20 protein-coding genes are annotated in these 24,747 nt (G+C 69.1%); 9 read left to right on the top strand and 11 right to left on the bottom strand.

Annotated elements, in window-relative coordinates; all coding sequences use genetic code 11:
* Positions 1-604 precede the first annotated feature (604 nt).
* Positions 605-868, bottom strand: coding sequence for a hypothetical protein (locus AB0B82_RS17800; RefSeq protein WP_360168960.1), 264 nt, complete (start codon positions 866-868; stop codon positions 605-607).
* Between the two features lie 59 nt (positions 869-927).
* The gene (locus tag AB0B82_RS17795) at positions 928-1,551 is read right to left on the bottom strand and encodes a TetR/AcrR family transcriptional regulator (RefSeq protein ID WP_360168957.1); all 624 of its coding nucleotides are present in this window, start codon (positions 1,549-1,551) and stop codon (positions 928-930) included.
* Positions 1,552-1,721: 170 nt separating this feature from the next.
* Here AB0B82_RS17795 and AB0B82_RS17790 point away from each other — a divergent pair, with 170 nt between their 5' ends.
* From AB0B82_RS17790 to AB0B82_RS17780, 3 genes are read left to right on the top strand one after another with little or no spacing between them, the layout of a single operon-like run.
* A complete protein-coding gene (locus AB0B82_RS17790; protein ID WP_360168954.1) occupies positions 1,722-2,528 on the top strand; it encodes an SDR family oxidoreductase in 807 nt (268 codons plus the stop codon).
* A gap of 2 nt (positions 2,529-2,530) precedes the next feature.
* Positions 2,531-3,652 (top strand): DUF5938 domain-containing protein, encoded by a 1,122-nt coding sequence (locus tag AB0B82_RS17785; protein WP_360168951.1) that lies wholly within the window; start codon positions 2,531-2,533, stop codon positions 3,650-3,652.
* Positions 3,653-3,662: 10 nt separating this feature from the next.
* Positions 3,663-5,234: a long-chain fatty acid--CoA ligase gene (locus tag AB0B82_RS17780; RefSeq protein WP_360168949.1), complete on the top strand. Its 1,572-nt coding sequence runs from the start codon at positions 3,663-3,665 to the stop codon at positions 5,232-5,234.
* Positions 5,235-5,362: 128 nt separating this feature from the next.
* Here AB0B82_RS17780 and AB0B82_RS17775 read toward each other — a convergent pair whose 3' ends face one another.
* Positions 5,363-6,034 (bottom strand): GPP34 family phosphoprotein, encoded by a 672-nt coding sequence (locus AB0B82_RS17775; protein WP_360168946.1) that lies wholly within the window; start codon positions 6,032-6,034, stop codon positions 5,363-5,365.
* A 137-nt stretch (positions 6,035-6,171) separates the two neighbouring features.
* On the opposite strand from AB0B82_RS17775, the gene AB0B82_RS17770 reads away from it, so the two are divergent.
* Together AB0B82_RS17770 and AB0B82_RS17765 are read left to right on the top strand one after the other, a co-directional pair.
* Positions 6,172-6,762 (top strand): GNAT family N-acetyltransferase, encoded by a 591-nt coding sequence (locus tag AB0B82_RS17770; protein WP_360168943.1) that lies wholly within the window; start codon positions 6,172-6,174, stop codon positions 6,760-6,762.
* The gene (locus AB0B82_RS17765) at positions 6,762-8,447 is read left to right on the top strand and encodes an IucA/IucC family siderophore biosynthesis protein (protein ID WP_360168940.1); all 1,686 of its coding nucleotides are present in this window, start codon (positions 6,762-6,764) and stop codon (positions 8,445-8,447) included. The genes AB0B82_RS17770 and AB0B82_RS17765 overlap by 1 nt, the downstream gene beginning before the upstream one ends.
* Before the next feature lie 96 nt (positions 8,448-8,543).
* Here AB0B82_RS17765 and AB0B82_RS17760 read toward each other — a convergent pair whose 3' ends face one another.
* The 5 genes from AB0B82_RS17760 to AB0B82_RS17740 form a co-directional block, all read right to left on the bottom strand.
* Positions 8,544-11,771 (bottom strand): ATP-dependent DNA helicase, encoded by a 3,228-nt coding sequence (locus AB0B82_RS17760; protein WP_360168937.1) that lies wholly within the window; start codon positions 11,769-11,771, stop codon positions 8,544-8,546.
* Between the two features lie 22 nt (positions 11,772-11,793).
* Positions 11,794-15,012, bottom strand: a complete 3,219-nt coding sequence (locus AB0B82_RS17755) for an ATP-dependent DNA helicase (protein WP_360168934.1) — start codon at positions 15,010-15,012, stop codon at positions 11,794-11,796.
* Positions 15,013-15,200: 188 nt separating this feature from the next.
* The gene (locus tag AB0B82_RS17750) at positions 15,201-15,497 is read right to left on the bottom strand and encodes an MGMT family protein (protein WP_360168931.1); all 297 of its coding nucleotides are present in this window, start codon (positions 15,495-15,497) and stop codon (positions 15,201-15,203) included.
* A gap of 19 nt (positions 15,498-15,516) precedes the next feature.
* On the bottom strand, positions 15,517-16,356 hold the full coding sequence (locus tag AB0B82_RS17745; protein ID WP_360168928.1) for a TIGR03560 family F420-dependent LLM class oxidoreductase: 840 nt from the start codon (positions 16,354-16,356) through the stop codon (positions 15,517-15,519).
* 63 nt (positions 16,357-16,419) lie between these two features.
* On the bottom strand, positions 16,420-16,686 hold the full coding sequence (locus AB0B82_RS17740; protein ID WP_360168925.1) for a DUF2277 domain-containing protein: 267 nt from the start codon (positions 16,684-16,686) through the stop codon (positions 16,420-16,422).
* 77 nt (positions 16,687-16,763) lie between these two features.
* Between AB0B82_RS17740 and AB0B82_RS17735 the strand changes: the two genes are divergently transcribed.
* Entirely contained in the window at positions 16,764-17,405 is a 642-nt protein-coding gene (locus tag AB0B82_RS17735; protein ID WP_360168922.1) for a TetR/AcrR family transcriptional regulator, read from the top strand.
* Positions 17,402-18,187 carry a maleylpyruvate isomerase family mycothiol-dependent enzyme gene (locus AB0B82_RS17730; RefSeq protein ID WP_360168919.1) on the top strand — a complete coding sequence of 262 codons (786 nt, stop codon included), beginning with the start codon at positions 17,402-17,404 and terminating at the stop codon, positions 18,185-18,187. Before AB0B82_RS17735 ends, AB0B82_RS17730 begins: the two co-directional genes overlap by 4 nt.
* A gap of 64 nt (positions 18,188-18,251) precedes the next feature.
* Here the strand turns inward: AB0B82_RS17730 and moeZ are convergent, their stop codons facing one another.
* From moeZ to AB0B82_RS17715, 3 genes are all read right to left on the bottom strand, one after another.
* Positions 18,252-19,442, bottom strand: coding sequence for an adenylyltransferase/sulfurtransferase MoeZ (moeZ, locus tag AB0B82_RS17725; RefSeq protein ID WP_360168916.1), 1,191 nt, complete (start codon positions 19,440-19,442; stop codon positions 18,252-18,254).
* A 121-nt stretch (positions 19,443-19,563) separates the two neighbouring features.
* Positions 19,564-22,167, bottom strand: coding sequence for a Calx-beta domain-containing protein (locus tag AB0B82_RS17720; RefSeq protein ID WP_360168913.1), 2,604 nt, complete (start codon positions 22,165-22,167; stop codon positions 19,564-19,566).
* A 242-nt stretch (positions 22,168-22,409) separates the two neighbouring features.
* A complete protein-coding gene (locus AB0B82_RS17715) occupies positions 22,410-23,273 on the bottom strand; it encodes an alpha/beta hydrolase (RefSeq protein WP_360168910.1) in 864 nt (287 codons plus the stop codon).
* Between the two features lie 111 nt (positions 23,274-23,384).
* Between AB0B82_RS17715 and ligD the strand changes: the two genes are divergently transcribed.
* Complete coding sequence (gene ligD, locus AB0B82_RS17710; RefSeq protein WP_360168907.1) at positions 23,385-24,320, top strand: non-homologous end-joining DNA ligase; 936 nt, start codon at positions 23,385-23,387, stop codon at positions 24,318-24,320.
* 123 nt (positions 24,321-24,443) lie between these two features.
* Positions 24,444-24,677, top strand: a complete 234-nt coding sequence (locus tag AB0B82_RS17705; RefSeq protein ID WP_360168904.1) for a hypothetical protein — start codon at positions 24,444-24,446, stop codon at positions 24,675-24,677.
* The last annotated feature ends 70 nt before the right edge of the window (positions 24,678-24,747 follow it).

The following is a 24,747-nucleotide window of genomic DNA, read 5'->3' as shown; positions in this document are numbered from 1 at the left end:
TGGGTTCACCCATCGTGGTGTGGGTTCCTGACCCGTGTGAGGGGTGCGGAACCCACAACACCGTGGGTGAACCCACCGTGGGGCGGAAACCCGGAGATTCCTACGACCGCACCACGCCACCACGCCGCACCAGAACCTCACGCAACCACCCCGCGCCGCGGCACCACGCCACGGCGCCACGCCGCACCGTCACCTCGCCGCGGCACCATGCCGCACCGCCACCGCGCGCCGAACACCGCCGGCAAGCTCACCGCCGGCTGATCCACGGCACGGCCTACGAGTGGATAACGCGTGGGGGGTTATTCGCTCGTACAAGGTCGGCTGCGCCGGTCCTCGAGCGGGCTGAAGACGGGACCTTGCACAGATTGTGGTGGGTGTGGACTGGTTATTGCTTGTGCAAGGTCCCGGGCGCGTGTCCGAGGTCCCGGGCCGGATACCCGCTCGCGTGTTGTCGCCACCCGTCACACCCACCCCACCGCCGAGTCGTGGAGATCGGCAGCTCAGGACAGCCAATCCCCACGACTCGACGAACCCCTCCCGAACCATTCCCCACGACTCGGCGAACGGTCCGTGGCTGGGCCGAGGGAGCGGTGGGAACGCGGCGTCAGCCGCGCAAAGGCCGGCGGCGGCCGGCGTGGGTGTTGTCGGCGCCTCGGTTCGGGCTGGTGCCGGGCGTCACCGCGGCACCCCAATAGTCGCGGCCGCCGTTCGGCGTCCGTCCGTCGACTGTCAGGCCGCTACTGGTTTCCACGACGACACCGGACGCCCGGGCCGGTGATGCCGGGCCGAGCTTGTAGCCGTCCAGCATCGGCTGCTGGTACGGACCGCCGATCGGCGTGGTTGTCGTACCGGTGCCAGGCGCAACCAACCGCGGGTCACTGGTCAGCTTGCATCCACGCCGGACACCAATCCCCGTGCATCAATCATCTAGGCGATCAGCTTGGGCAGGATCTGCAGCAGGCGGTCGGACAGCAGGGCCGGGACCTTCTCCGGGTTGGCGGCGTAACCGACCACGGCCTGCTCGAACAGTCCGTCGATCAACGCGTACGCCGTCGGCGCATCCACGGACGGCTTCGTCCGGGTGAGTTCGGCGTACCGGGTCAGGATCCGCCAGATCATTTCCTCGAGCAGTTCGTCGATGGCCTCGACGTCCGGCCGGAGCTGGTCCTCGAACATGCTCTGCGCGCGCAGGTCGTACCAGAGCTTGTGCATCGGGGTTTCCTCGACCAGCGTCTGGGTCATCCGCGCCAGGAATCCACTGACCAGTTCGTCGCCCGTGGTCGCGGTCTCGACGACCTCGTCGTACCGCCGGGCGCACTTGGTCTTGTAGTAGCGCACGCAGTAGCTGATCAGGTCGATCTTGTCGCGGAAGTAGTAGTGCACGACACCGTGGGTGAACTCGGAGTTGTTCGCGATCTCGCGCAGGCTGGTGCGCGCGTACCCGAGCTCGCCGAGCGTCTTCAGCGCGGACTCGGCCAGCGCGATCCGGCGGCGCTCGATCTTGTCGATGCCGGACACGCGAGCAGGCCGCTCCTCAGCTGCGGACGCCACAGCTATCACCCACTCTCTCGCGGAACCGCCGTTGCGTCAGGGTACCCCGCCACGAGCCGGATGCGCCCGCCGGCAGGGAGTTTCCTTGACAACTGTCAAACAAACTCTTGACGCGTGTCAAAAGTCTGGCCACAGTGTGAACCATCCCGTGCCGAGCAAAGGAGCTTCAGATGGGTGGACTCGATCTCTCCGGCCGCAAGGCCTTGGTCACCGGCGGCGCGCAGGGGCTCGGCGAGGGGATGGCGAAAGCCCTCGCGGCGGCCGGCGCCAAGGTCGTGATCACCGATGTCCAGAAGGACGTCGGCGAGGCGGCCGCCGACGCGCTCGACCAGCAGTACGGCGGCGGGCACGGCTTCGTCGCCCACGACGTGACCGACGACGGCGACTGGGAGAACGCGGTGGTCGCCGCCAACGACATCCTCGGCGGCCTCGACATCCTGGTGAACAACGCAGGGATCGAGATCACCAGCCTGCTCACCGACGTCACCACCGACCAGATCCGCAAGATGCTCGACGTCAACGTGCTCGGCACCACCCTCGGGATCAAGTGGGGGCTGCGGACGATGCGTCCCGGCGGCCTGGCCGGCCAGGGCGGCGCGATCATCAACGTCGCGTCGGTCGCGGCCACCATCGCCTTCCCAGGAATCGCGGTGTACTCCGCGACCAAGTCCGCGGTCGACCGGCTCACCCGGGTCGCCGCGATGGAGTCCGGCAAGCTCGGGTACGGCGTCCGCGTCAACTGCATCTACCCCGGCCTGGTGCCGACCGCGATGGGCGCCGGCCTGGCGAACGACGTCGCCGAACTGGGCCTCTTCGAGTCGCCCGAGGCCGCGGTCGCCGCAGTGGTCGGGCTGACCCCGGCCGGCCGGCTCGGCGAAGTTTCGGACATCGCCGACGCGGTCGTCTTCCTCGCCGCCGACGAGGCCCGCTTCATCACCGGCATCGGCCTCCCCGTCGACGGCGGAATGGGGATGTGACGATGACGAAGCCTGTTGTGGTCTACGGTGCGTCCGGGTACACCGGGCGGCTGGTGTGTGAGTACCTCCGGCAGTACCACGTGCCGTTCGTCGCGGCCGGTCGTGACGAGGCGAAGCTCAAGGCGTCGATGGAAGCGAACGTCCCCGGAATCGAGACGGCCGACTACGAGATCGCCCAGGTCGAGCACGACGTCGCCGCACTCACCGAACTCTTCACCGGAGCATCCGTGGTCCTGAACACTGTGGGGCCGTTCAGCGAACTCGGACCGGTGGCGGTGGAAGCAGCGCTCGCCGCAGGTGCGCACTACACCGACACGACCGGCGAGCAAGACTGGCTGATGACCTGCGCGGACAAGTACGGCCCGCAGTTCGCCGAAGCCAATCTGGTGCTCGCTCCCGGCATCGCGCAGATGTACACCACGAGCGAGATCGCCGCACAACTGTGCCTCGAACAGCCCGGCCTCGACTCGCTGGACATCGCCGTGTTCTGGGGCGGCAGCCCGACCATCGCCTCGACCCGCACGATTCTGGTGAACGCCGCGACGTCGAAAGCGCATTATCTGGAGAACAACCAGTACGTCGAATTCCCCGAGCAGGGCCTGGTGCCACTGGTGGTTCCAGGTCAGCACGAGCTCGCATTGTCGCTGCCCTGGGGCGGCATGTCGCACCCGGTGTGGTTCAAGCGCGATCCGCGCGTGGCGAACGTCAAGGCCCAAGGTGGTGTCTTCAACGCCGCGCTGATGAACGGCGTCCCGCAGATCGTTGCCGCTGCCCTCGAAGCCACGAAGGACATGTCTCCGGACGACCGCAATGTCGCACTCACCGAGACCGCCCGCCAGGTGATGAACGAGATGCCGCCGCGGGAGAACCCGCGCGTCAACAAGACGCTGGACTCGGTCCACGCCTCCGGACCCCTCGGCCGGGCGCACTGCGTCATCCACGGCAACAGCAACTACCAGCAGACCGGTCTGCTCCAGGCGTACGCGGCGTACTCGCTGCTGCAGACGCCGCCGAAGCGCGTCGGTTTCGCGAGTGGCTGCCAGGCCTTCGGTCACCGGGAACTGCTCGGCGTACTGCGGAGCTTCGGGCTGGTGTCCGAGCCGCAGCTGACGGTGCTGCACTAAGGAGTTCGAAGTGCGGCTGGTCGACTACCTGGACAAGGGCGCATCGCTGGCGCCTGGCGCTGCCTGTCTGACGACGGACGGCGAGACGCTGACGTACGCCGACGTCCAGGAGCTCTCGTATCGCATCGCCGGCGCCCTGGCCGCGGTCGGCGTGCGCCCGGGGGGCAAGGTGGCGATCCTGTCGGCCAACGATCCGGTGGCGTTCAGCTGCGTTTTCGGGATCAGCCGCGCCGGTGCGATCTGGTGCCCGATCAACCCGCGCAACGAAGCCGCCGAGAACCGGGAACTCCTCGACCGGTTCGACTGTGAAGTACTCATCTACCAGACGGCGTTCGCACCGCTGGTGGACCGCATCCGGGACTCACTGCCGAAAGTGCACACGTTCGTGTGCCTCGACGGAGAGCCCAGCTCCGGCCGCGACCCCCACCCGAGTGGCCGGAGCACCGTCGGCTGGGACGCGTTCTGCGGGGGCGCGTCCCAGCCGGCCCCCGATCGCACCGACCCGGACGACCTGGCGATGATCGTCGGCACCGGCGGTACGACGGGACGCCCGAAGGGGGTCATGCTCAGCAATACCAACCTCGAGACGATGACCGCGCTGACGCTGATCGGGTACCCGTTCGGCGAGCGGCCGGTCTACCTGGCGCTGGCGCCGCTCACCCACGCCGCCGGCGTGCTGTGCTTCCCGGTGCTGGCGTGCGGCGGTGAGATCGTCATCATGCGGACGCCCGACGTTCACGCATTTCTGGAGCTGATCCCGCGGCACGGGGTGACGCACACGTTCCTGCCGCCGACGTTGATCTACATGGTGCTCGCAGCGCCTGAGCTCGACAGCACCGACCTCTCGTCGTTGCGGTGCTTCTGGTACGGCGCCGCGCCGATGTCGGTCGCCCGCCTCGAAGAGGCGCTGCAACGAATCGGCCCGGTGATGGCGCAACTGTTCGGCCAGACCGAGGCGCCGATGATGATCTCGACCATGGCCCCCGCAGACCATTTCGACACCGCAGGCCATATTGCGGGGGGACGGCTGTCATCCGCGGGACGGCCGTCCCCGCTGGTCACGGTGGCGATCATGGGCGCCGACGGGACGCTGCTGCCGCACGGCGGACGCGGCGAGATCGTCGTGCGTGGATCGCTGGTGATGAAGGGGTACTACCGCGATCCCGAGGCGACCGCCGCCGCATCGGCGTACGGGTGGCACCACACCGGCGACATCGGCTACCTGGACGACGACAACTACCTGTACATCGTCGACCGGGCGAAGGACATGATCATCACCGGCGGCTTCAACGTGTACTCGACCGAAGTCGAGCAGGCGCTGATGGCGCACGCCGCCGTCCAGGACTGCGCCGTCATTGGGCAGCCCGACGAAAAGTGGGGCGAGCGGGTGGTGGCCGTCGTCCAGCTGCAGCCGGGGACAGCGGTCGAGGCGGACGAGCTGATCGCGTTCGCCAAGGAGCGCATCGGCAGCGTGAAAGCGCCCAAACAGGTCCTGATCTGGCCCGACCTGCCGCGCTCCAAGGTCGGGAAGGTCGTCAAACCCGACATCAAGGCCCGCCTGAACACCGGCGTCGCGCAGTAACCCCTGCCGGTCGCCGAGGCCGGTGCGAGCCAGCGGCGACGACCGTACTGCGCGGCGACCCCAGGGCAGCAGGGCGACGATCAGGCTGCGCGGCGGCGATCAGCCTGCGCGCGACGCCGTACCGCCGCTCAGCTGGATCCGGCGGAGGCTGCGGTGGCGGAGACGACGATGGCGGTCGTGACCGCGGCTTGCATCTCGGCGACCGCCTTCTTCACCGCGTCGGCGGCCCAGTCGGACTCGGCGATCTCCTTCGCCCGCCGCTTCAGCGCGCGCTTGTCCACTGCGTCGGTGACGACCTTCGGCACCACGTTCAGCGCGTTCACCAGGGCGACCAGCGCCCCGGTCCGCTCGTCCGGCTGCAGTCCCTGGGCCAGTACGCCGTGCAGCCGCGTGCGAACCTCCTGCTCGTGCCGTGCGTCCCGCGCCGGCCAGCGCGTGACCGGGAACAACCCGAGCACCTTGCCCTGGTCCGCCTGCAGGATCCCGCGGTCCGCGAGCCGGGCGAGCAGTTGTTCGCGCAGGTGCTTCGAGAGCTTGCCGATCTGATCCTTCGGCTTCTTGCCCGGCTTCCCGACCACGTAGGCGAGGCGCTCGTCCAGGATCGGGTCACCGGTCGGCGTACCGTCGAGCACCCGCAGACGGCCGGCCTTGCCCTCGGTCGTGATGTCGACCTTCCGCTGCAGGGTCAGCTCGATCAGGACCGCCCCGGCCAGCGCGTAGTCCAGTCCAGGCGCGCCGGTGATCGGCTTACCGGTCTGGTCGTCGTACAGCAGCAGCAAGAGGTCTTCGGCGATCAACATGTCACCCACCGTAGGCAGAACGAGCGCCGCGAAACATCCGCCGCGCGGACTATTCCCAGGGTCCCACTGCAGTCTCAGTTAGCATCTACTAAGGTAAGCCTTAGCTAACAGCCCGCCCGCTTGAAAGCAGCTCCGCCATGACCAGAGCAGTCCCCGAGCCGACGTACCGGCGCTTCGTCCCCGGACTCGGCACCCTCAGTTTGCGCCCGTTCGACCTCACCGAGGACGTCACCACCCTGCACAGCTGGGTCACCCGGCCGTACGCGCGGTACTGGGGACTTCTCGACGCGTCCGTCGCCGACGTGCACGCGGAGTACCTGCGGATCTCGCAGAGCCCGCATCACGACGCGTTCCTCGGCGAGGACGACGGCCGGCCGGCGTTTCTGATGGAGCGGTACGACCCGGCGCACGACGCGGTCGGGCAGACGTACGACGTGGCGCCCGGCGACATCGGCATGCACGTGCTGGTCGGTCCGCCGGCCGGTGAGCGAATCCCGGCGTTCACCACCGCGATCTTCGAGACGATCATGGACAGTCTGTTCAGCGATCCGCTGGTCGATCGGGTCGTCGTCGAACCCGACGTCCGGAACGTGAAGATCCAGGCGCTGAACGCGCGGATGGGGTTCCGCAAGCACCGTGTCGTCCAGTTGCCGGACAAGCAGGCGTGGCTGAGCTTCTGTACCCGCGACCAGTACGCCGAGGCGCTGCGGATGAACGAGGCGGGCTGATGGACAACTGGACAGTCGTGAATCACGCGTTGGTGCGGAAGGCGCTGGCGGAGTTCACCCACGAGCGCATCCTCGAACCGGTTGCTGACGGCAATGAGTACGTGGTCGGCAGGTATCGCTTCAGCGCGCGGCATTATCCGTTGAATCATTGGGACATCGGGACCGTGGTCCGTGACGACGGCGGCGCGGTCGATGCGCTGGAGTTCATCACCGAGTTCCACGAGCAGCTGGGAATCGGGCGCGAGATGCTCCCGGTGTACCTCGAGGAGATCAGCAGCACGCTGGCGTCCGCGGCGTACAAGCTGTCGAAGCCGGACCTCACCGCGCAGGACCTGGTCACCGCGGACTTCCAGACCATCGAGGCCGCGATGACCGAGGGCCACCCGTGCTTCGTGGCGAACAACGGGCGACTCGGGTTCGGTCGGTCCGACTACCTGGCCTACGCACCGGAGACCGGTGCGGGCGTGCGGCTGACCTGGATCGCGACCCGGCGGGATCGCACCACAATCTCGCACAGCTCGACGCTGACCTACGAGCAACTGTTGCGCTCCGAGTTGGACGACGACGTGTTGAAGCGCTTCACGGCGCTCGCGGATCCGGTCGAGTACGTATACATGCCCGTGCATCCGTGGCAGTGGGACAACAAGACGTCGATCACGTTCGCGGCCGACATCGCGCAGGGGCACATCGTCCACCTCGGGTCGACCGCGGACATCTATCAGCCGCAGCAGTCGATCCGGACGTTCTTCAACCGGTCGGTGCCGTCGCGGTGCTACGTGAAGACCGCGTTGTCGGTGCTGAACATGGGCTTCATGCGCGGGCTGTCGCCGACGTACATGGCGGCGACACCGGCGATCAACGACTGGGTGCACTCGGTCGTGTCGAACGATCTCGTGCTGAAGCGCTACGGGTTCACCGTGCTTCGGGAGATCGCCGCGATCGGGTACCACAACCGGTACTACGAGAACGCGACCGACAAGACGTCGCCGTACCGGAAGATGCTGTCCGCGCTCTGGCGAGAGAGCCCGGTGCCGTCCCTCGAACCGGGCGAACGGCTGGCGACAATGGCATCCCTGCTGCACGTCGATCGGCACGGCGCGTCGTTGGCGGCCGCGCTGATCCGGGCGTCGAAGCTGGCGCCGGCGGACTGGCTGCGGGCGTACGTCGACGCGTACCTGATCCCGTTGCTGCACTGCTTCTACGCGTACGAGCTGGTGTTCATGCCGCACGGCGAGAATCTCATCCTGGTACTGCGCGACGCGATCCCGATCCGCGTGATCATGAAGGACATCGCGGAGGAGATCGCCGTTCTCGACCCGTCCACGCCGGTACCGCCCGCGGCGGAGCGAGTGCGCGCCGACGTACCGGAGGACGAGAAACTGCTGTCGATCTTCACCGACGTCTTCGACTGCATCTTCCGGTTCCTCTCCCCCCTGCTCGACCGGGAAGGTCTGCTGACGCCTGCGGAATTCTGGTCGGTCGTCGCCGCCGCGATCCGCGACTACCAGGCAGCCACCCCCGAGTTGTCCGACGCCTTCGCCAAGTACGACATCTTCGCGCCGGAGTTCGCGCTGTCCTGCCTCAACCGCCTCCAACTCCGCAACAACCAGCAGATGGTCGACCTCACCGACATCGCCAGCTCCCTCCAGTACGCCGGCACCCTCCAAAACCCCCTCGCCGGCTGAGAAACCGGGGAATCTCGGTTCGAGGCCGGCAGACCCTTCCCGGTCGGGATCGGGCCCGCCGAACTCGTCCGCCGGGCCACCCGAGCGGCGACCTGATCAGCCGTTCAACAGGGCGCTGAGTTGGGGCTTGGCGGGCAGGTTTTCGGGGCGGACGATGTCGCCGGTGCGGACGTAGTAGAAGGCGGCGGTGACGTGGGTGAGGGGGATGTTCATCAGCTCGGCCCAGGCAATCCGGTAGATGGCGAGCTGCAGCGGGTCGGCGGTTTCGCCGCGGGTGGTTTTCCAGTCGATGACGTCGTAGCCGCGGGAACCGTCCGGGCGGACGACCTGGTAGACGGCGTCGATCCGGCCGCGGATCACGCGGCCGTCGAGAGCTAGGGCGAACGGGGCCTCGATCTCGTACGGCGTGGTGTCGCCGAACGGACCGTCGCGGAACGCATCCATCAGCTCGGTGAGGTCGCGGTCGTCGACGATGCCCTCGTCCGCGGCGCCGGGCAGATCGTCGGGATCGAGCAGCAACTGCTGGCCGAAGTAGCTTTCCACCCAGGCGTGGAACCGGGTCCCGAAGCGCGCCGCCCGGTTGGGTTTGCGCGGCATCGGGCGGGCCAGCTCGGCCGCCAGACCGTCCGGATCCTTGGCCAGCCGCATCACCTGTGTCGCGGACAGCGCGGCCGGCAGCGCCACCTCGTACGCCTTCCGGCTCCGGCTTTCCCGTGCCTCTGACAACAACCGCTCGATCTCGGAGTCCCAGCGCGCGACCGTCGCCTGCTCGTCGAGCAGCAGCGACTCCTCGGCCTCGGCCGACGGTCCTTCGGCGCGTGCCCGCTGCACCAGCGCGACCGCCTCCAGCCGGCGCTGGTACGCCTCCGGGTCGTACGGCGTCGGCCACTGCGCCTGGGTCTGCTCGGCGAGCTCCGGATTCTCGTCGGTGAGATCGGGTTGATCCGCCCACGCGATCACCCGCTCCCCGGCGTACTTCTTCAACGTCTCCAGGTACGCCGACGGGCCGCGCGGGCGTTTCTGCGTCGGACCCCACCAGTGACCGGTCGCGACCAGCAGCTCCTTCGCGCGGGTGAACGCGACGTACCCGAGCCGCCGCTCCTCCAGAGCGTTGACGTGCTTGCACTCCTCGGCGAACGCCTTCAGCCCGGCGTTGGTCAGCTCGCCGATGTCCGGCAGCGTGTCGGCGTCACCGCGCAGCGGCCACGGCAGCACCTTCGCGTTGGTCGTCCACTTGTCCCGGCCGCGATCCGACGGGAACACCTTCTGCACCAGGGTCGGCACGAATACGATCGGCCATTCGAGGCCCTTCGCGCGGTGGCTGGTGAGCAGCTTCACCGAATCGGCCTCACTCGGTACGGCGAGGTCGAGGCCGGCGGCGTACTCCTCCTCGGCGGCCAGATACGCCAGCAGGCCGTCGAGTGAACCGTCCGACTCGGTCGACACGAAGTTGCCGACGGCATCGAGGAACGCGGCGAGGTGGTCGCGGCGGCCGGCGTCGATGTGGTCGGGGGTCGCGGTCAGCTCGACATCCAGCCCGATCGTGCTGATCACCCGGCGCACCAGGTCGAGCAGCGGCTCGCTCGCGTGCGACCGCAGCTCACGGAGCTCGGTCGACAGTTCCTTGAACCGGACCAGCGCCTCCGGCGAGTACTCCAAGGGTCCCGGATCGTCGACGGCTTCGGCGAGCGAGATGACCTCGGTCGAATCCATCCCTGCGACGGCCGCGTCGAGCGCGGCGACCAGGTCGTCGGCCGTGGGCCGATCCCCCGCGTCGGCGAGCATCCGGGCCCGGTTGGCGAGCAGCGCCAGGTCGCGGTGCCCGATCCGGTACCGCGGACCGGTGAGGATCCGGAGCATCGCGGCGTTCGCGGTCAGATCGTTGACCGCCTGCAGCGTCGCGACCACGTCGACGACCTCGGGCAAGGCGAGCAGACCGCCGAGCCCGACCACCTCGACCGGGACCTTGCGCGCGATCAACGCCTCGTGCACCGCGCTCAGGTCGACGTTCGTCCGCATCAGGATGCCGATGTCTTTCCAGCGGCGGTTCCGGATGCGGTGCGCGGCGACGATCGCGTCGGCGACCCACTCGATCTCCTGCGAGCGCGTCTCGAAGAGCCCGACGGTGATCGCACCCTCCGGAGCGTCCGACGGAGCCTCGAGTGGGATGACCCCCGGGTGCTGCTCGTACAGCTCCGCGGCGTGCTGGTTGGCCGCCGCGAGAATCCGGCTGCCGCACCGGCGGTTCACACTCAGCACGTACCGCCGCGCCGGCGAACCGTCCGCCCGCGGAAAGTGCTCCGGGAACTCGTCCAGGTTCGCGACCGAGGCACCACGCCACCCGTAGATCGCCTGGCACGGGTCGCCGACCGCCGTGACCGGGTGGCCGCGCCCGTCGCCGGCCGCGAACAGTGCGGTGAGCATCCGCCGTTGCGACACCGACGTGTCCTGGTACTCGTCGAGCAGCACGACCTTGTACCGCCCGCGCTCGACGGCCGCGACTTCCGGGCACTCTTCCGCGAGCCGCGCCCCGAGCGCCATCTGATCGGCGAAGTCGACCACCCCCCGCTCGGCCTTGTACGCCTGGTACTCCTCGACCAGCTGCAGGATCTCGCCCCGCTTCAACGCGGTCTCGGCCAGCTTTCGCACCTCGACGGTCTGCTTCCGCGCTGCCGCGACCTCCCGCCGTACGGCGTCGTCGTGGTCGCGTACGTCGTCCGCGCGGAGCAGATGATCGGCGAGCTCGCCGTCCAGCGCGAGCAGACTGTTCACGAGTGTGGGGACGTGGTGCGACGCGTACCGGATCGGGCCGGCCGAGCGCCGGACGACGCGACCGGCCAGCTGATACCGGGTGGCGTCGGCCAGCACGCGGGCGTCCGGTTCGAGACCGAGCCGCAGCCCGTGCTCCGCGATCAACGTGCCGGCGAACGCGTGGTACGTCGAGACGACCGGCTCGCCCGGTTCCTCGGGCTCCCAGTTCGGGATGTTGCTGCGCAGGTGCGCCGCAAGGATCGGGTGCTGGTCGGTCGGCAGGGTCGAGCCGAGGACGCCGGCCTTCGTCAGGTCCTCGCGAATCCGGACGTCGAGCTCGTTGGCCGCCTTCTTGGTGAAGGTCAGCCCGAGGACTTCCTCCGGCTTCACCTGGCCGGTGCAGATCAGCCACACCACCCGGGCCGCCATCGCGGTGGTCTTCCCGGAACCGGCGCCGGCGACGATGACGCCGGGCTCGAGCGGAGCGGTGATCGCCGCCAGTTGCTGATCCGAGAACGGGATCCCCAGCAGATCGCACAGCTCCGCGGTCGACGTGAGCCGGGCGCGCGCCATCAGCAGCTCTCCTTTCCGCAGATCACAGCAGCTCCCGTCCTTCGGGCTGGATCGGGCACAACGAGCGCGCCTCGCAGCGCGCGCAGCCGTCGTTGCGCTTGGCAACGAAGTCCTCGGAGCGGATCGTCTCCTCGGCCTCGTCGACCGCGTCGTCCAGCCAGCTGCGGCCGTCCTCGCCGGTCTCCAGCGGCGCCTGCGGCTGCACCTTCGGGAAGCCGCCGTTGTCGTCGTGGCGCAACTGCACCAGCTCGGCACCGCCGGACTCGGCGTCCTCGCCGAGCTTCTTCAGCTGCCGCGACGCGATCGCCCGCTGGTAGATCGCGAGCTGGACGTGCCGCTCGAGCGCCGGCTTGGTCGGGACCGAGCGGCCGGTCTTCAGATCGACCACCCGCACCTTCCCCTCCGGATCCTTCTCCACGCGGTCCATCCGGCCCTTCACCCGGACCGCCGGGTGCTCCTCGTCGGGCAGCAGGACGTCGAAGTCCACCTCCGTCCCGATCAGCTTCCGGTCCGGCCGTCCCTGGTGCCACGCGACGAACCGCCGCAGCGCCTGCTCGGCCTCGACGCGCTCGCGATCCGAGATCCACGCGGACTCGAACTCGAGCTGCGTCCACACCTTGTCGAGCCAGCCGTTCAGCTCGTCGATCGACGGCGGCAGCGTGCCGGTCGCGACCGCGTCGGCCAGCGTGTGCAGCACCATCCCGAACCCGATCGCCGACGTACTCGGCGTCTCACCGCCGGCGCGCCGGGTCAGGAACCATCGCAGCGGACAGTCGACGAGCGTCGTCAGCGCGCTCCCCGACAACGGCACCGGCTGCTCCGGATCCACGATCGGCCGCACGGACTCCGTCCGCTCCCGCACCCCCCACCAGCGCGCCGGATCGGCGGCCGGTACCAGCGGCTGGTCGCGATCGTCGACCGCGTCCGCCAGTTGCGCCAGCCGGTCCGCCGCGACACGCTTCAACGCCGGTGACGACGCCGGATCCGCAAGGACACACCGCAGATCCGCCACCAGGCCAGGCAGCGACAAGGGCCGCCGCGGCCGACCGGCGACCAGCTTCACCGGTATGTCGAGCTCGGAAAGGAAACGGGACGGCTGATCACCGTCGGCCTCGGGCGCCTGGACGGCGGTGACCACCAGCCGCTCCCGCGCTCGCGTGATCGCGACGTAGAACAGCCGTCGTTCCTCGGCGAGCAACGCACCCGCCGACAACGGATCGATCAGGCCGTCGGGGCCCAACCGGTCCGGCTCGAGCAGCGAACCGCGCCGCCGCAGATCCGGCCACTGCCCCTCCTGGACCGACGCGACCACGACGAGCCGCCACTGCAGACCCTTGGACCGGTGCGCGGTCATCAGCTGCACGCCGGCCTCGCGATAGGTCCCGTCGAACCGGTTGTCGCCCGCGATGTCCAGTGACTCGAGCTCGGACAGGAACGCCGAGACGCCCTTGAACCCGACCTGCTCCTCGGCCCGGCCAGCCGCGTCGAACAGCGCGCACAACGAGTCGAGGTCCCGGTTGGCGATCCGCGCCGTCTCGCCGCCCGAGGCGGCCTGACCGCGCAACCGGCGCAGCCACGGCGAATCCGCCCACAGCGACCACATCACCTCGTCCGGCGCCGCCCCCGCGGTCACGATATTCCTTGCCTTGAGCAACCGCTCGCCCAGCGTCGCGAACCGCGCCTCGGCGGGCGACCGCTCCTGGTCGAGGAGCAGCGGGTTCAGCAGCGCCTCCCGCAGCAGCTCGTCGGACGACCGAGGCAACCGCGTCCCGCCGGCCGCGTCCCGATCCCGCCGGCGCAACTCGCGCGCCAATCGCCGTAGCTGGCCGGCATCCATGTTCCCCAGCGGTGACAGCGCCAACGCCCGGACGACGTCGACGGTCAAGGTCTCCGGATCGGCCACCGCGCGCAGTGCGAGCAGCATCGGCCGTACGGCGGGCTCGCGCGACAACGGCAACTCGTCACCCGCGACGTCGACCGGGATACCGGCCGCCGACAGGGCCCGACGCAGCGGCGGGATGGACCTGCTGCCGGACCGCACCAGCACGGCCATCTCGCTCCACCCGACGCCGTCCTGGACGTGGGCGCGCCGGAGCAGATCCGCGATGTGCTCGAGCTCGGCGCCGCTCGTCGAGTACAGGTTCGCCTCGACCTTGCCGGGACCGAACACGCATCCCGACGCATCCGGGTTGCGGAACCGCTCGAAGGTGTCTCGGTCGAGCGATCCCGGTACGCCGAGACGGTTCACCACGTTGCGCGACACGCGGAGCAGCGTGCTGCCGAAGCGTCGCGTCGTACCCAAGGCGATCTGGGCGGCCGGCTCGCGGTCGCGGGTCCGGAACTCGTCGGTGAACCGCAGCAACCCGCGCACGTCGGCGCCGCGGAACGTGTAGATCGACTGATCCGGATCGCCGACCACGACCAGGTCACGCCCGTCGCCCGCGATCGCCTGCAGCAGTTTCGTCTGACCGGGGTCGGTGTCCTGGTACTCGTCCACGAACACGGCCTTGAACTCGGCGCGCAGCTTCGCCTGCACCTGCGGCTGCTGCGCGAGGATCACCGCGCGATGGATCAGCTCGGAATAGTCCAGCACCTGCTCGGCGTCGAGGATCTGCAGGTACTCCTCGAAGAAGTCGCCGACCGCGACCCACTCGGCCCGCTCCGCCGACCGCCCGATCGCGGACAGGTCCTGCGGGTCGAGCCCTAGCTGTCGCGCCTTGCCGATGACGGCTTGCACCTCGTCGGTGAAACCGCGCGTCTTCAGCGCCGGGTGCAGACTGCTCGGCCACTGCACCGCACCGACCTCGCGACTCCCGGCCAGCGCTTCACTCAACCGCAGCGCCTGCTCCGGACCGGACGGCAACCGCAGCGGTACGTCGAACGCGTCGGCCGGCGTGAACCGGCGCAGCAACGCGTAGCAGAACGAGTGGAACGTCATCGACGGCATCACCCGCGTCGTCCGCCCGAGCCGCGCGGTGATCCGGTCGCGGAGCTCGGTCGCGGCCTTCCGGCCGAACGTCAGCACCAGCACCTCGTCCGGACTCAGCCCGCGGTTGCGGACCCGGTCGACGACGGCCTCGACCAACGTCGTCGTCTTGCCGGTGCCGGGCCCGGCGAGCACCAGCAGCGGCCCGCCCGGATGCTCCACCACGGCTTGCTGGTCGGCGTCGAGGACAGGTGCGCCGGCGCTGCTGCGCTCCTCCCGGACCAACCGGTACCGGGACCCCTGTCTGCTGACCACCGCCACATCTCAACAGACCCCACCGACAAAACCACACGGGCTCCCGGCGCGCCTCGCAGATCGTCGGAAACCGGACAGAAAGGGCGTAGCCATCCGGCAACTTTCCGCGACCGCGGCGCATCGATCAGTACGAACCGTCGGCGGCGTGGGGACCCGGGGCGGGGCCGCCACGCCGCCGACGTCCGTTCTCACTCGACAGGGTTCCAGCGGACCTCGCGTAGGTTGACGCGGCCGTTGGCCACGCGGACGCCGTCGGCACGCAACAGTTCGAGCTGTTCGTCGCCGACCTCGTCAGCGGGTACGCCGGACGCGCGGATCACCCGCCACCACGGCACACCACCGCCGTACTCGCGCATGATCGCGCCGACCTGACGCGGTCCGCCCTGGCCGACGTACTCCGCGATGTCCCCGTACGTCGCGACGCTGCCCTCCGGGATCGACTCCACGGCACGCAGGACGGCCTCGACGTACTCCTCTCTGTCCATGCCGAGTACCCGACTGGTGTCAGGCGAGCGGGGCGAGCGCCTTGGCGAGCGGCTCGAGCACCGACGGCGGCGCGTCCAGCGGCAGGTTCATCACGACCAGGTCGACGCCGGCCTCGCCGTACGCCGCGGCCTCGGCGACCGCCTTGTCGAGCGGGCTGTCCGGATCGATCCGGACATTCACCGAGCAGGTGATCTCGTCGACATCGCGGCCGACCTCCTCGCAGCGCTGAACCAGGACGTCCTTGAGCGCCTTCCAGTCCTGCGGGCTCGGCACGATGACGTTCCACTGCTGGGCCCACTTGGCGACGGCGCGAAGCGTGCGGTTCGGGCCCTTGCCGCCGATGGTGATCGGCGGGTGCGGCGTCTGGATCGCCTTCGGCTCGCAGTACGCGTCGGTGAGCTTCACGTACTTGCCGTCGAAGTTCGCGACCTTCTCGGTGAGCAGCGCGATGATCGCCTGGGTGCCTTCGTCGAAGCGGTCGAAGCGCTCCTTCAGCGGGTACAGGTCGATGCCGTACGCCGCGGTCTCCATCTCGTTCCACCCGGCGCCGATGCCGAGCTCGAGCCGGCCGCCGGAGATGATGTCGGTGGTCGCCGCCATGTTCGCGAGCACGGCCGGGTGCCGGTAGATCATCCCGCTGACCTGGCAGCCGACCCGGATCCGCGAGGTGGCCTGCGCGAGCGCGGCCAGCGTCGTCCAGGCTTCCAGGTTGGGGCCTTGCATGTCGCCACTCAGCGGGTAGAAGTGGTCCCAGTGCCAGGCGGACTCGAAGATCTCGAACTGGTCCGCCGCGACCCACACGTCCCGCATCTGCTGCCAGGTGGTGTGTTCCGGCCTGGTCTTGATCGCGAACCGCATCCGTGCCTCCCAGGGCAACCCGTGGTGGTAACCGATTCCCGGGGTGACATTACTCCGCCGGCGTCAGTCCAGGCCGAGGCGGGCGCGGACCTCCGGGCGGCGCAGCGGCGGCACGGTCTGCGGCGGTGTCCGCCGGGCCGGCATCTCCGCGAGCAACTGCTCGGTGATCCGCGCGACCTCGGTGGCTGCGCGCTCGATCGGGCCGCGGGTGGCCGCACTCAGCGAGCCGACCCCGGTCACCTTTCGGACGTACTGCAACGCGGCCGCGTAGATCTCCTCGGAGGTCGCGGACGGCTCGAGTCCTCGCAGGACGGTGATGTTTCTGCACATGCCTCCGACAGTACGTCCCGGCGGGGACAATCGACGAGGTGTTGACAACCCTAATGGCCTTAGATTTTCCTCATGGCATGAGCACAACCGCGCCGGACCGCCGGACCCGCCGTCGTCGGCAGACGATCGAGGAGATCCTCGACGTCGCGCTTGAGTTGATGGCGGCCGAGGGCGTCGCGGCGCTGAGTCTGTCGGCGGTGGCGCGACGGCTCGGCATGCAGCCGCCGTCGCTGTATCAGTACTTCCCGTCGAAAATGGCGATCTACGACGCGCTGTTCCAGCGCGGTGCAGAGCAGTTCCTGGCCGCGCAACGGGATGCGGTGGCGGCCGCGACGACCGACGACGTCGTCGAGCTGCACCTGATCGGGACCACGGCCTTCGCCCGGTGGAGCATGGAGAACCCGGTCTACTCGCAACTGCTGTTCTGGCGGACGGTCCCCGGCTTCGAGCCGAGCCCGGAGGCGTTCGCGCCCGCGCGGCAGGCGATCGACGATCTGCGCGCGCAACTCCAAGCGGCGGTCGACGCCGGCCGGCTGCACCCGGACGCGGCGACCGAGGAGGGCATCGCGCTGTTCACGTCGATCACGGCGGGCCTGCTGTCACAGCAGCTCGCCAACGAGCCCGACGCGTCCTTCGACGAGGGGCGGTTCAGCCGGCTGCTTCCCGTCGTACTCGAAATGTTCTATCAGCACTACGCACCGACCAGGGGGAAGAGATGAGCGCAGTACTCGCAGAGCAGATCGGGCGGGCCGATCGAGCCGCGTGCCGCCGCCACCGAGATGCGGAGATCCAGGCCTGGCACGACCTGCTCGCGTCGATCGAGGGCGACGAGTGGCATCGGCAGACCGTCTGCGATGCCTGGGACATCGCGGATATCGCCGGTCACCTGATCGGGCAGGCGGAGGACGTGGTCAAGCCGACGTCGATGCCGCGCCGGTGGCTGAAAAACAAGCGCGCGTACCCCGGTGTGCAGCGATTCGACGCGCACATGATGGTGCAGGCCGACGAACACCGCGGTACGCCGCCGGCCGAGCTGCGCGCGCAGTTCGACCGGATCTGGGCGAAGGCCACGGAGAAGATCTCCCGCAACCCGCAGGTGTTCCGGCGCATCTCGATGCAGGTCGACCCGGCACCGCGAATGTCCATCGGCTACATCGAGGACATCCTGCTGGCACGCGACCTGTGGATGCACCGCGACGACGTGTGCCAGGCACTCGAGCGACCGTTCGACCCCGGTCCGTACGCCGACGAGCTCATCGCGCAGGTGATGTACGACCTCGAGGCCGCCGGACCGTTCTGGGACGACCGACCCGCCGTCGTACTCGAGCTGACCGGGCAGGGAGGTGGGACCTACCGCGTCGGGAGGGGTGAGCCGGTCGGTCGTGCCGCCGTCGATGCGGTCGCCTACATGCGGACCCTGTCCGGCCGGGACGACAACCCCGTGGTGACCGGCGACCCGGCCGCGGTGGAGGCGGTCGCGACCTGCCGGATGCCGTTCTGACCGAGCACCTCGAACAGGAAGGGCTCCCGCCGGTCGGCGGGAGCCCTTCGCTGTGCTGCTGGTGTCAGTACGACGGCTGGCTCGGGTCGATCTGGTCGACCCAGGCGACCACACCGCCGCCGACGTGGACGGCGTCGGAGAAGCCGGCGCCCTTGGCGATCGCGAGCACCTCGGCGGAGCGGACGCCGGACTTGCAGTGGAAGACCAGCTGCTTGTCCTGCGGCAGCTTCTCCAGCGCCACACCGGTCTGGAAGTCCGCCTTCGGGATCAGCACCGAGCCCGGGATCCGGTTGATCTCATACTCGTTCGGTTCCCGGACGTCGATCAGCACGAAGTCCTTCTCGCCGTTCTCCTTGAGCTTGATCCACTCCGACAGTTGCTTCACCGAGATGGTCGAGCCGACGGCCGCGTCGGCCGCCTCCTCGGTCAGGGCGCCGCAGAAGCTCTCGTAGTCGATCAGCTCGGTGACGGTCGGGTGCTCGCCGCAGATCGCGCAGTTCGGGTCCTTGCGGACCTTCAGGCTGCGCCAGTTCAGGTCGAGCGCCTCGTAGATGTTCAGCCGGCCGAGCGACGGGTCGCCGATACCGGTGAGCAGCTTGATCGCCTCGGTGACCTGCGCGGCGCCGACCGACGCGCAGAGCACGCCGAGCACGCCGCCCTCGGCGCAGGACGGGACCATGCCGGGCGGCGGGGGCTCCGGGTAGAGGCAGCGGTAGCACGGGCCGTGCTCGGCCCAGAACACGCTGACCTGGCCGTCGAAGCGGAAGATCGAGCCCCAGACGTACGGCTTGCCGAGCAGCACCGCGGCGTCGTTCACCAGGTACCGGGTGGCGAAGTTGTCGGTGCCGTCGACGATCAGGTCGTACGGCTCGAAGATCTCGAACACGTTGTCGTTGTCCAGCCGGGTCTCGTGCAGGACGACGTTCGTGTACGGGTTGACCTCGAGGACGGACTCCTTGGCGGACTGCGCCTTGGACTTGCCCACATCGGACTGGCCGTGGATGATCTGGCGCTGCAAGTTGGACTCGTCGACGGTGTCGAACTCGACGATGCCGAGCGTGCCGACCCCGGCGGCGGCCAGGTAGAGCAGCGCGGGACTGCCGAGGCCGCCGGCGCCGATCACCAGCACCTTGGCGTTCTTCAGCCGCTTCTGCCCGGCCATCCCGACCTCGGGGATGATCAGGTGCCGCGAATACCGCCGCACCTCGTCAATCGTCAGCTCGTCGGCCGGTTCGACCAGCGGTGGCAGTGACACGTGTCGGCTCCTCAGGAAGACGTCGGACAGGACCTGATGAGTTTCAACCATCTGTCCCGCCTCCATGTTCCCGCACGCCGCCGGAGACCCCCTCCGGAGTCCACATCGCGGTACCTCCGTCTCAGTCGTCGTCGGCGACGGTCGCGGTGAGCGTGACCGGGACCCTCGCCACGGCCCCGTCCACCTCGTCGACCACCGCGGTGAACGTCTCGGCCGGCTCCCTGACCCGGTCGTCGAGGATCTTCACCTGGAGAAGGCCGGCGGTCCGGCCGGGCTCGATCCAGCCGTAGATCCTCCGCTCGGGCTCGCCGGTGCCGTCGCCGTCCGGGCCGGTGTAGTCCTGCCGGAGCACCGCCGTACCGTCCCGCAGCTCACCGCCGACGCTGACGTACCGGTCGCTCGGAGCGGACAGCATGACCCCGAAGCTGACCACTCCGGCCTTCTCGCCGGCCTTGAGGTTGCTGAGCGTGAGCGTCGGTGTCGGGTCGTCGTCGAGGACCAGCCCGTGGCCGAACGACTGATCGAGCAGGCCGTCGCGCGGCGCGGACAGCACCAGGTTGAACGGCAGGTCGTAACTGTCCCGGGTGTTCGCCGTGATCGGGACGCTCACCTTCTGTCGGGTCTGTCCGGGCTTGAAGACCAGCTGCCGCGCCACCTCCCCCACCGAGGTGCCCAGCTCGCCGTTCGTCTCGACGTACACGCTGATCGGACGGATGCTCGGCCGCGACATGCGCACCCAGAAGTCCATCGTGTGCGTGCCCTGGTCGCCTTCCTTGACCGTGACGCTGGACGCGGACAGCTTCGGCAGCAGTACGGCGGGCGCCGAGTGGCCGACACCTGGCGTCGAGAAGCCCAGGTCACTGACGTACGCCGACCCGCTGGCCACTCGATCCGTCCGCAGCTCGACCGTGCGGACGTCCCGCAGGTCTACGCCCTTCAGCGACGACACGGGAATCCGCACAGTGCGCAGCAGGTTCTTCGGCAGGCCTACGTCGTTGTTGCCTGGCATTCGGACCAGTGCGTCACTGACTGCGGACACCGGTACTACTGCCGACCGCCCGTGCCCGTCGACCACGCGGACGCTCAGGTCGGTCCTGGGCGCACCAGTCGGGTCCGGTGCAGCGCGGAACATCAGCGCGGAGAAGCGCCGTACGTCACGCTGCCCTGCTGGTACGTCGACGCGCACCACGCCGTTCGTCCCCGTCCACTGCAGCTTGGTGACCGCGGTAGTCGGCGTCTTGGCGGCGAACCACGCCGTCTCCCAGTGCGGTGCATTGCCCCAGTCCTCGGACACCATGCAGGTCGGCGTGGCCGCCTTCTCGGACGGCGTGGTCACACCAGCGCAAACAGTCGCGGACACCTTGCCGGTAACGGCTCCGGCCGCCAGTGGCTTGTCGAAGTGGTTCAGGTCCCGCCGCGACACCACAGGTGCCTGTGACACCACCCGTACGACGGCCTGCCCGGCAGACGCCGCCCGCGCATCGGAGCCGTCGAACTGCGGCAGGAACTGCGTTTCACGCCCCAACTCCAGCCGGAAGAAGCCGGCGACGTACGCCGTGCCCACGGCCTGCTGCTGCTTCGCGGTCAACCGGCCCGCGTACTTCGCACCGCACGGCGCAGCCTTGTCGTCGCCGTACCAGTCGTCGTTCGACGGGGCGACGGACTGACCAGGTGTCCACTCGGTGTTGAAGAAGTTGTGGTTGGCGCCCAGAACGGTGACGGTGGAGAGCGGCGCGGTGTCACCACGGACGGAGTACCGGGTGTCGTCGTAGAACTTCTGGCCTTGCAGATCGGACACGTCGCCGTCGCAGTACGGCAGGAGGACACTCATCGCGACACCGGGCACCGTTGCGCGGGCGAAGTCGGTCGGCGCGAGAGGTAGTACTGCGCGGATGCCGTACTGGCCGCCGCGGTCCGCGTTCAGCACGGCTGCCCGCGCTACGCCTTCGCCGCCGCGGGAGTGGCCCATCAGGCCGACGTTCTGCAGGTCGACCATGCCGACGAAGCGCTTGCCGAACGGCCCGCCGCCGACGGTCGACCACTTCCGCCAAAGTGCCAGGTGGTCCAGGACGAGCTCAGCGCGTGCCTGAGCGCCGGCGTCGTACGCGTCGCTGTCCCAGGCGTTCACGGCGTTGGCGCTGATCGACACCACCTGGTACCCGTTGCTGGCCAGTGCGGTCGCCGGTCCGTCGTACCCGCGGTAGCTCGGGATGGGCTTCATCCCCGCCGGGCACGGCCACGGCTTGTCGTCCTCGGACGGGTCGGTGGGGTCGTCGTAGCACACCGAGTGGCGGCCGTGGAGGAACACCACCAGCGGACGCGGGCCGACCGCGCCGCGTGGCGTGTACACCTTTCCGCGGAGCTCAGCGCGGTGCTCCAGGCCCGGCAGGTAGACGGCCTCGTCGCCGAGGTCGTACTCCGCGGTGTCCACGTTGTACTTGCCGAGCGCACCGGGATCCGCAGGCAGCAGTGGGCTTGTGCGGGCCTTCAGCCAGTAGCTGTCGGTCGGCCCGCCGGCAGCGCGGCTCCTGCCGGCCTGCTTGCCCAGGTCACCGGACCAGACCAGGCGAACGTCCTTGGCGTTCCGGGCAGCTGGGTCCACGGTGACCAGCGTCAGCGTCTTGCGATCCGCCGACTGCTTCGCGACACCCAGTGGTCTGCCGTCGACCTCCAGCAGGGGCAGCGAGGCCCGCATCGGCACCGGCTCGTCCAGACGCAGCGTCACTTGGTAGCCATTGGGTACTGCCTGCACCTCCCACTGGTTGCTATCAGCAACAGGTGGCGGCGGTGGCGGTGCGGCGGTGGCGGTGAGCGTCCCCACTCCCAGCAGTGCGACCATCCCCAGCGACAGACTTCGGGCGGTTCTGCCGATCACTCGCACAGCGGTCCTCTCGTTCGTCCAACAGGTCACCTGTAGTACTTGTCAGGCGAGAGGAAAGTTGATCGGAGCCGCCGCTCAGTCGTGTCTCAGTCCAGCTGCGGATTCGACTCGATCAGTTGCCGGACGGCACGCGCCACCTCGTCCGGATGCTCCATCTGCGCGACATGACCCGACCGCGGCAGGTACAGCAGCCGGGCGTTCGGGAACGCGCGTTGCGCCTTCATCCGGATCCGCGCGTCGACCAGGCGGTCCTTGCCGCCGTAGATCAGCAGCACGGGGCACTCGACCCGCGCGGCGTCCGCCCACAGCGAGCGGCCCCGCCGGGCCAGCGACGACCGCAGGATGCTGCGCGCCCCTTCAACCGTGGCCTGCCGTCCCCACGGATCGGTGTCCCGGCGGCGCAGCTCCTGCTCGTACGCCGCGCGCACCTCGGGCGCCAGCGCCCGCGGGTCCCCGAACACGAGTGCCAACGACGCCTCGAACCGCTGGTTGAACGGCAACCGCGCCGTACGCTCCAGGACGGCAGGGCCGATCCGTGGCGTCGCCAGTGCGGTGAACCACAGTGCGCTCGCCGACACCCGCGGATGCGGCAGCGCCGGCGAGACCAGCGTCAGCGACTTCACCAGGTCGGGACGCTGCGCCGCCAGCGCCACCGACGACGCGCCGCCCATCGAGTTCCCGAAGACGTGCGCCGGCTCGTCGAACTCGCGTTCGAGGAGCTGGATCAGCAGCTCGGCCTGTTCCGCGATCCCGGTCGCGCCTTGCAGCGGCGTACGCCCGAAACCCGGCAGATCGGGCGCGATACCGCGGATCGTGCCGTTGAGCAGCAGTCCGAGCGCCGTCCAGTTCAGCGACGACCCGCCGAGGCCGTGAACGAACAGAGCGGGCGGCAGGTCTGGCTGGGCGTCCGGTATGTCCCGAACGAGCAGCTCCACCCCTGCGACCGGCACCCGCCGCTCCGGCCACTGCTGCAACTCTATGGGAGCGGCGTCCCCGGTTACTGGCCCGTAACTGTCCACGGCACCCATGTTAAGTGCCGCTCCTGATGGAGACTGGGAGGTATGGCGGGAGCGCAGCAACAGCTGACGACCGAGGTCGACGGGCAGACGATGAAGCTCACCAACCTCGGCAAGGTGCTGTATCCACAGACCGGCTTCACCAAGGCCGAGGTGATCGAGTACTACCACCAGGTGGCGACACTGTTGCTGCCGCATCTGTCCGACCGGCCGCTGACCCGCAAACGCTGGCCGGACGGCACCGAGGCGGCGTACTTCTTCGAGAAGAACGCTCCTCGCGGTACGCCGGACTGGGTGCGCATCGAGACGCTGCCGACACCGGGCAGCTCGACCGGGCGCGACGAAGCCGATTTCGTGGTGTGCGACGACGTACAGACCGTGGTGTGGCTGGCGAACCTGGCCGCACTCGAGCTGCACGTTCCGCAGTGGCGCATCGGGCTGTCGGACGGCGGGAAGAACCCCCGGGCGGACCTGATCGTGTTCGACCTGGATCCAGGACCAGGAGCGACCATTGTCGAGTGCTGCGACGTCGCGCTGGCGCTGCGGGAGCTGCTGACCCACTTCGGGCTGGAGGGCTGGCCGAAGACCTCCGGGAACAAGGGGATGCACCTGTATGTGCCGGTGCAGCCGGTGTCGTCCAGACAGACCAGCGCGTTCGCGAAGTTCCTGGCGGAGCAACTGGCGGAGGCGCTGCCGGAGAGCGTGACCGCCAACATGACCAAGGCACTGCGGCCTGGCAAGGTGTTCATCGACTGGAGCCAGAACGCAAGCGCGAAGACCACGCTGGCGCCGTACTCGCTCCGCGGCGCCGAGGAGCCGCGGGTGTCCACACCGATCGACTGGGACGAGGTGGCGTCGGCCAGGACGCCGGAGGACCTCCGGTTCCTGCCCCAGGACGTCCTCGCCCGGATCGAGGAGTACGGCGACATCCTCGAAGGACTGTACGACGACCCGAAGCCATTGCCGGCTGTGAAGGCCTGAGGAGGGGTACCAGCCCCGTCCAGGCTGTCTCAGGCCGTTTCAGGCCTTCTCAGCCGCACCAGCCATACCAGACGCCCGCCGCGCAGCAGGCGCGGTGACGCGGACGAGAGGAGCACGAGCCAGATGAGCGACTACGAGGGTCCGATCGACGAGATTCCGGCCGCCGACGACCTGGCCGGCGACAGCCTGCCTGCCGAGGCCGACCCGGCCGACGTGCTCGAGCAGCGCCTCGCCCCGACCGCGGTGGACGAGCGCCCGTCGGCGCCCGAGGGCCTGCCGGCCGAGGCCGACCCGGCCGACGTCGAGGAACAGCGCCGCGAGGTCGGCGGCGACGACGACGAGGACGCGTACCGCTGACTACCACGATGGAATCCCCGCGGGACCGCGGCCGGTGCCTGCCACGGTCCGGTCGCGGCCCGTCGGCGGT

Origin of the sequence: Kribbella sp. NPDC048915, from assembly GCF_040649595.1 — a bacterium.
In the GTDB taxonomy this organism is placed as follows: domain Bacteria; phylum Actinomycetota; class Actinomycetes; order Propionibacteriales; family Kribbellaceae; genus Kribbella.
Note: the sequence above shows the minus strand (reverse complement) of the source record. Positions and strands in the feature narration are given on the sequence as shown.